Annotated in this window: 7 protein-coding genes and 1 tRNA gene; 7 read left to right on the top strand and 1 reads right to left on the bottom strand. The window is 58.7% G+C overall.

The genetic code is table 11. The features are described 5' to 3' along the window. The first annotated feature begins 17 nt into the window (after positions 1-17). A tRNA-Met gene (locus EDF70_RS21100) sits at positions 18-94 on the top strand. A gap of 126 nt (positions 95-220) precedes the next feature. On the opposite strand, the gene EDF70_RS21095 is transcribed toward EDF70_RS21100, so the two are convergent. Next, positions 221-478: a helix-turn-helix transcriptional regulator gene (locus EDF70_RS21095; protein ID WP_132277580.1), complete on the bottom strand. Its 258-nt coding sequence runs from the start codon at positions 476-478 to the stop codon at positions 221-223. Positions 479-625: 147 nt separating this feature from the next. Between EDF70_RS21095 and EDF70_RS21090 the strand changes: the two genes are divergently transcribed. The 6 genes from EDF70_RS21090 to mnhG are packed head-to-tail and all read left to right on the top strand — an operon-like array spanning position 626 to position 6,620. After that, a complete protein-coding gene (locus tag EDF70_RS21090) occupies positions 626-3,535 on the top strand; it encodes a monovalent cation/H+ antiporter subunit A (protein WP_348639728.1) in 2,910 nt (969 codons plus the stop codon). Further along, positions 3,535-3,873 (top strand): Na+/H+ antiporter subunit C, encoded by a 339-nt coding sequence (locus EDF70_RS21085; protein WP_132277576.1) that lies wholly within the window; start codon positions 3,535-3,537, stop codon positions 3,871-3,873. The genes EDF70_RS21090 and EDF70_RS21085 overlap by 1 nt, the downstream gene beginning before the upstream one ends. Further along, positions 3,870-5,504, top strand: coding sequence for a monovalent cation/H+ antiporter subunit D (locus EDF70_RS21080; RefSeq protein WP_132277574.1), 1,635 nt, complete (start codon positions 3,870-3,872; stop codon positions 5,502-5,504). Before EDF70_RS21085 ends, EDF70_RS21080 begins: the two co-directional genes overlap by 4 nt. Continuing rightward, positions 5,504-5,980 (top strand): Na+/H+ antiporter subunit E, encoded by a 477-nt coding sequence (locus EDF70_RS21075; protein ID WP_132277572.1) that lies wholly within the window; start codon positions 5,504-5,506, stop codon positions 5,978-5,980. The genes EDF70_RS21080 and EDF70_RS21075 overlap by 1 nt, the downstream gene beginning before the upstream one ends. Beyond that, positions 5,977-6,258, top strand: coding sequence for a K+/H+ antiporter subunit F (locus tag EDF70_RS21070; RefSeq protein ID WP_132277570.1), 282 nt, complete (start codon positions 5,977-5,979; stop codon positions 6,256-6,258). Before EDF70_RS21075 ends, EDF70_RS21070 begins: the two co-directional genes overlap by 4 nt. After that, positions 6,258-6,620 (top strand): monovalent cation/H(+) antiporter subunit G, encoded by a 363-nt coding sequence (mnhG, locus tag EDF70_RS21065; protein ID WP_132277568.1) that lies wholly within the window; start codon positions 6,258-6,260, stop codon positions 6,618-6,620. The genes EDF70_RS21070 and mnhG overlap by 1 nt, the downstream gene beginning before the upstream one ends. The last annotated feature ends 58 nt before the right edge of the window (positions 6,621-6,678 follow it).

Raw genomic sequence — 6,678 nt, 5'->3', positions numbered from 1 at the left:
CTTCGGTTTGTGCTCGTCGCGGGGTGGAGCAGCCCGGTAGCTCGTCAGGCTCATAACCTGAAGGCCGCAGGTTCAAATCCTGCCCCCGCAACCAATAAAATCTCCCAAAAAACAAATAGCCAAAATACAAGCGCATCAAAGCAACGCGTGCGCTCAAAACAGGTGGTCTGCCCTCCGCCAAACGACGCTTGGAAAATGGCGCAGCTTTCTTCTGCCGTCGTCAGTTCACCGCTTTCGGACAGACGCCAAATTGATCGCCTTCCATGCGGACAAACGCGATACCGGCGGTCTCGAATGCCAGACGCAGTTGCGCTTCCGTTGCGCGGTGTACGTCGTGACGGTCGCCTTCGTAGTCCCGGATCGTGCTGCGAGACACGCCTGAGCGCTCGGCGAGATCCATCTGCGTCCAGTCGAGATAACCCCGAGCGGCCCGACACAGAGCGGGGGTCAATATCTTGCAGTAGTCGCCTTGACCCATCGTTTAAAGCTGCCCATATTGGTCAATATCTTTCATATATGGCATTTTTGATTCGCCGACCAGTGTTGCTTTTGCAATACTCTGCTGGGCAGATCTCTGCCGGAGCCGAAAAGGAAACAGGACATTGGGATAACGACAGGGCCAACCATTCTTGCCCTTCTGCTGGTCTTGCCCTTTGTCGGAAGCCTGCTGTCTGCTGCGCTGCTGAAGAGCTCCTCGCGCAGCCTGCCCTCGCTGATTTCCGGGGTTGTGGCACTCGGTTGTTTTGGCGCATCGGCCGCCGCCTATCCGACGATTGCTAGAGGTGAGATCCTTCGCGCCAAGTTGCAATGGCTTCCGCAATTCGGTCTCGACTTTGCCTTGCGGATGGATGGTTTTGCCTGGCTGTTCTGTGTCCTGATCAGCGGCATCGGCTTTCTCGTCGTCGTTTATGCCCGTTATTACATGTCCGAGGATGACCCGGTACCGCGGTTCTTCTCCTTTCTGCTCGCATTCATGGGCGCGATGCTGGGCATCGTCATCTCCGGCAATGTCATCCTGCTCTCGGTTTTCTGGGAACTGACGAGTATCTTCTCGTTCCTGCTCATCAGCTATTGGCACAACAGTGCAGCGGCCCGCGACGGTGCCCGTATGGCGCTGACGATTACCGGCATCGGCGGCTTCTGCCTGTTGATCGGCGTGCTTCTGCTCGGCAATATCGTCGGCAGCTACGATCTCGACAAGATCCTGGCATCGGGCGATATCATCCGCAATCACCCACTCTACCTGATGGCGCTGATCTTCTTCCTGCTGGGCGCATTGACCAAGAGCGCGCAGTTTCCCTTCCATTTCTGGTTGCCCAATGCGATGGCGGCACCCACGCCGGTTTCAGCCTTCCTGCATTCGGCCACGATGGTGAAGGCGGGTGTGTTTCTGCTCGCCCGTTTTTGGCCGGCGCTGGCCGGGACCTACGAATGGTTCTTCATTCTGGGTGCGGCCGGTATCATCACGCTGCTGCTCGGCGCCTATTTTGCGATGTTCCAGCAGGACCTGAAAGGTCTGCTTGCCTATTCGACGATCAGCCATCTTGGGCTGATCACGACGCTTCTCAGTCTCGGCAGCCCGTTGGCAACGGTGGCGGCGATTTTCCATATGGTCAACCACGCCACGTTCAAGGCGTCGTTGTTCATGGCAGCCGGTATCATCGATCACGAGACCGGCACGCGCGATATGCGACGGCTAAGCGGGCTTTATACATTCCTGCCGATTACCGGCACGCTTGCCATGGTGGCGAGCGCCGCGATGGCCGGCGTGCCGCTGCTCAACGGCTTTCTCTCCAAGGAGATGTTTTTTGCCGAGGCGGTGGAAACGCATGCCGATTCCATTCTCGATCGTATCCTGCCTTATGTGGCGACATTGGCCGGTGCCTTCAGCGTCGCCTATTCGCTACGCTTCATTCACACCGTATTTTTCGGCAGCCCGCCGGCCGATCTTCCAAGACCCGCGCCGCATGAGCCGCCACGCTGGATGCGTTTCCCGATCGAAATTCTGGTGGTGATCTGCCTGATCGTCGGCATCGTACCGTCTTTCTCCATCGGGCCGTTCCTGCATGTGGCTGTTACCAGCGTGCTGGGCGCGGATACGCCGGAATACAGCCTGTCGATCTGGCACGGTTTTAACCTGCCGCTGGTGATGAGCATGGTCGCGCTGGTGGCCGGTGCGGCGATCTATTTTATCCTTCGCCGCTATCTGGCATCCTGCGCGGATGGCCCGCCTGTCTTCCGCCGTCTGCGCGGTCAGCGCATTTTCGAGCGTATCCTTGTCGAAGTCTCTTGGCGCTGGGCGCGTCTGGCCGAACAGCGGCTTGGGACGCGAAAACTGCAGCCGCAATTGCGCTGGGTGGTGTTTACCGGTTTTCTCGCCGGCATGCTGCCACTCACCCTGTCCGGTTTCGAACCGCGTCCCTTTGCTTTTTCAGGTGTCGATCCGATGTTTGCGGTCGTCTGGCTGATCGGCATTTGCCTGGCGATCGGCACGGCCTTCATGGCCAAGTACCACCGTCTGGCGGCTCTGGTCATGCTGGGCGGCGTCGGCCTCACGGTCTGCATCACATTCGTCTGGCTGTCCGCTCCCGATCTCGCCGTGACCCAGTTGCTGGTGGAAATCGTGACGACCGTCCTTATCCTGCTCGGTCTGCGCTGGCTGCCGAAACGGAACGAGGGTGTCGATGACGCGGTCACATTACGTGCGCGCTTCCGGCGCTTCCGGGATCTGGCGCTTGCCATCGTTTGCGGCATCGGCATGACGTTTGTGTCCTATGCCGTCATGACCATGCCGGTTCCGGACGCTATTGCCACCTATTTCCTTGAAAACGCCTATAGCGAGGGCGGCGGACGCAATGTCGTCAATGTCATTCTCGTCGATTTCCGCGGTTTCGATACATTGGGCGAAATCGCCGTCCTCGGCATCGTGGCGCTTACGGTCTATTCGCTTCTGCGTCGTTTCCGTCCGGCAGCCGACAGCATGAGCATGCCGGAGCAGCAGCTTATCCAGAACCGATTCGATGAGGAACGCCCGGAGCGTTCCGCCGGCGATACGGTGCGTGAATATCTGCTGGTCCCCTCCATCATCATGCAGTGGATGTTCCCGGTCCTGATCACTTTCGCAGTCTACATTTTCATGCGCGGGCATGATCTTCCGGGCGGCGGGTTTTCGGCCGGCCTGACGCTGTCGATCGCGTTTCTGCTGCAATATCTGGCAGGCGGCACGCGCTGGGCGGAAGATCGCATCCGTATTTTGCCCTTGCGCTGGATGGGGGCGGGTCTTCTGACGGCGATGCTGACCGGTATCGGCGCCTGGTTCCTCGGTTATCCGTTCCTGACCTCGCATTCGCGCTATATCGAACTGCCGCTGATCGGGAAAATGCCGGCGGCCACCGCATTGTTCTTCGATCTCGGTGTGTTCCTGCTGGTTGTCGGATCGACGGTGCTGATCCTCGTGGCACTGGCGCACCAGTCGGTTCGTATCAATCGTTTGCGGGCCAACGACGCTGAAAAAGCCAAGGGAGGAGAGGCCTGATGGAAATCATCCTGTCCATCGCCATCGGCGTCATGACCACATGTGGTGTCTGGCTGCTTTTGCGCCCGCGCACCTATCAGGTCATCGTCGGGCTTTCAATGCTGTCCTACGCCGTCAACCTGTTCATTTTCGGTGTCGGTGGCGTCAAGACCAATGTGCCGCCATTGCTGACCGATGATGTAGCGACGGGTGCGCTGGCCGATCCGGTTCCGCAGGCACTTGTGCTGACCGCCATCGTCATCGGTTTTGCCACGACCGCGCTTTTCCTCGTCGTGCTGCTGGCGTCTCGCGGCCTGACCGGCACCGACCACGTCGACGGAAGGGGGGATCGCAAGTGAACGGCTGGGCACATCATCTCATCATAGCACCCGTCCTTCTGCCGCTTGCCGCCGCCGCCATCCTGCTGTTCATCGATGAACGCAGCCGCATGGCGAAAGGGCTCGTCAGCCTTGCAGCGGCGCTGCTGCTGGTCGTCATCTCTTTCGTGCTCTTCCGCATAGAAAGTGGCCCGAACGATTTCGAAGGCGTCTATCTGCTGGGCAACTGGATGGCGCCATTCGGTGTCGTCCTGGTGCTTGATGCGCTGTCGGCGCTCATGCTGCTTTTGACGTCGTTGCTCGGTCTTGCGGCGCTGGTCTATTCGTTGGCGCGCTGGCACACGGTGGGTGCGCATTTTCACACCATGTTCCAGCTGCTGCTAATGGGCGTGAATGGCGCGTTTCTCACCGGCGATCTGTTCAATCTCTTTGTTTTCTTCGAAGTCATGCTGGCGGCATCCTATGGCTTGCTGCTGCATGGTTCCGGGCCTTTGCGCGTCAAGGCGGGTATGCACTATATCGCCGTCAATCTGGCGGCGGCGCTGCTGTTCCTGATCGGAGTCAGCCTGATCTACGGCACGACCGGCACGCTCAACATGGCGGATCTGGCTGCCCGCATTCCGAATATCGAGCCGGACCGGCGCATGCTGATGGAGGCCGGCGCGGGTGTTCTCGGTATCGCCTTCCTGATCAAGGCCGGCATGTGGCCGCTCTGCTTCTGGCTGCCGACTGCCTATAATGCGGCGTCCGCGCCTGTCGCCGGTGTTTTTGCCATTCTCAGCAAGCTCGGCATTTACGTCATCCTGCGACTGACCATGCTTCTGTTCGGCGACGGCCCTTCGGCCGGTTTCGGCGCAAATGTCCTGCTTTACGGGGGCATCGCCACGCTGATTTTCGGAACGGTCGGTGTGCTCGGTTCACAGGCGCTGGGGCGTCTGGCCGGTTTCTCCGTGCTGGTGTCTTCGGGAACGCTGCTGATGGTTCTCGGCATCAATGATGGCGCTGTATCATCCGGTGCGCTTCTTTATCTCGTCAGCTCCACCTTGACGATCGGCGCATTTTTTATGCTGATCGAGCTTGTCGAGCGCGGTCAGGATGCCGGAGCCAACGTTCTGGCGGTCACCATGGAAGCCTATGGCGATGCGGATGAGGATGAGCCAGAAGAGGGGGATGGTGTCACCATGCCCGGCACCATGGCCATTCTGGGCACCTGCTTTGCCGCCTGCGGCATTCTTCTCGCGGGTCTTCCTCCGCTTTCCGGCTTCGTTGCCAAGTTTGCCATGCTTTCGGCCATGATGGGCACCGGCGCTATCGGTGTGCCGCCCACGGCGGCTGTCTGGACGCTGGTCGCGTTGGTCATCCTCTCCGGCGTTGCATCGCTGATCGCGATGACGCGTGCCGGCATCCGCACCTTCTGGAGTTCGATCGAGGGCACTGTCCCACGGGTTCTTGTCATCGAAATCGTGCCGGTCATGTTCCTGCTAGGTTTGACTTTGGTGCTGACGGTTCAGGCTGGACCGGCGATGCAGTACATGGACACAACCATTCGCACGCTGGCCAATCCGTCCATCTATATCGATGCGGTCAGGAACGCGACCGTGATCACGGATTATGATGATCAGACAAAGGTGTCGGTGGAGGGTGCGAACTGATGCTGCCCTATCCTCTTCTCACCGCCTCGTTGATTCTGATGTGGCTTCTGCTCAGCGGTTTCACGCCGGGACAGTTCATTCTGGGCACACTTGTTGCCGTCTTTGCGTCATGGGCGATGGCATCGCTCAGGCCCGACAAGCCAAAGATCCGCAAATGGCATCTCATACCCAAGCTGGTGGCCATCGTCTTTTTCGACATCATCCGGTCCAACATCGCCGTTGCCGGTGTTTTGCTTTTCGGCAGAGGCAAAGGGCGCCGGCCGGGGTTCCTGACCATTCCATTGGAGATTGAGGATCGCACGGCGCTTGCCGTACTCGCCATTATTCTCACCAGCACGCCGGGTTCGGCATGGCTTGAATATGATCAGCACGACCGGACGGTTCTTCTGCATGTCCTCGATCTGCTTGATAAGAATGAATGGATCGATCTGGTCAAGAACCGGTACGAAAAACTCCTGATGGAGATATTCGCATGAGTGCAATCATCATTTTCACCGCCGTATCGATTGCCCAGCTGATGATCGGTGCAGCAATGGCCATTGCCTCGCTCAGGATGTTTCGTGGGCCGCGTGCGCAGGACCGTATCATCGGGCTGGATACGCTTTATGTCAGTGCCATGCTGCTGCTGGTAACCTTTGGCATCGGTACAGGCCGCGTGGTCTATTTCGAAGCGGCACTCGTCATCGGCATGCTCGGCTTCGTTTCGACTGTCGCTCTTGCCAAATTCCTGATGCGCGGGGAGGTGATCGAATAATGGGTCTTGTTGTCGATATTCCCCTATGGGGTGCGATTGCCGTCGCCTTCTTTCTGATCGTCGGGGCCTCGCTGACCTTGATCGGCGCGATCGGCTTTTTGCGATTGCCGACTTTTTATGAGCGCATCCATGCGCCGACACTCGGCACGAGCTGGGGTATCGGCGGCATCATGCTGGCCTCGATGATCTATTTTACCCTGTCGACACAGCGCTTTGTGTTGCATGAGATTCTCATCGGCATTTTCGTGACAGTGACGACACCGGTGACGCTGATGTTGCTGGCCCGTGCAGCGCTGCATCGCGACCGTGCGGAAGGCAATCCCGATGTTCCGGGCAAGGCGCACGAAGAAGACGGCGATTGAGATTGCGGGTTCGGTGAAAGCTGTTGTCGAAATCTTTCACCTTGAACAGCCCGGCACG

The organism is Neorhizobium sp. JUb45, assembly GCF_004343585.1.
Classification (GTDB): Bacteria; Pseudomonadota; Alphaproteobacteria; order Rhizobiales; family Rhizobiaceae; genus Neorhizobium.
The sequence above is the reverse complement of the archived record's forward strand: the minus strand, read 5'-3'. Positions and strand labels throughout refer to the sequence as shown.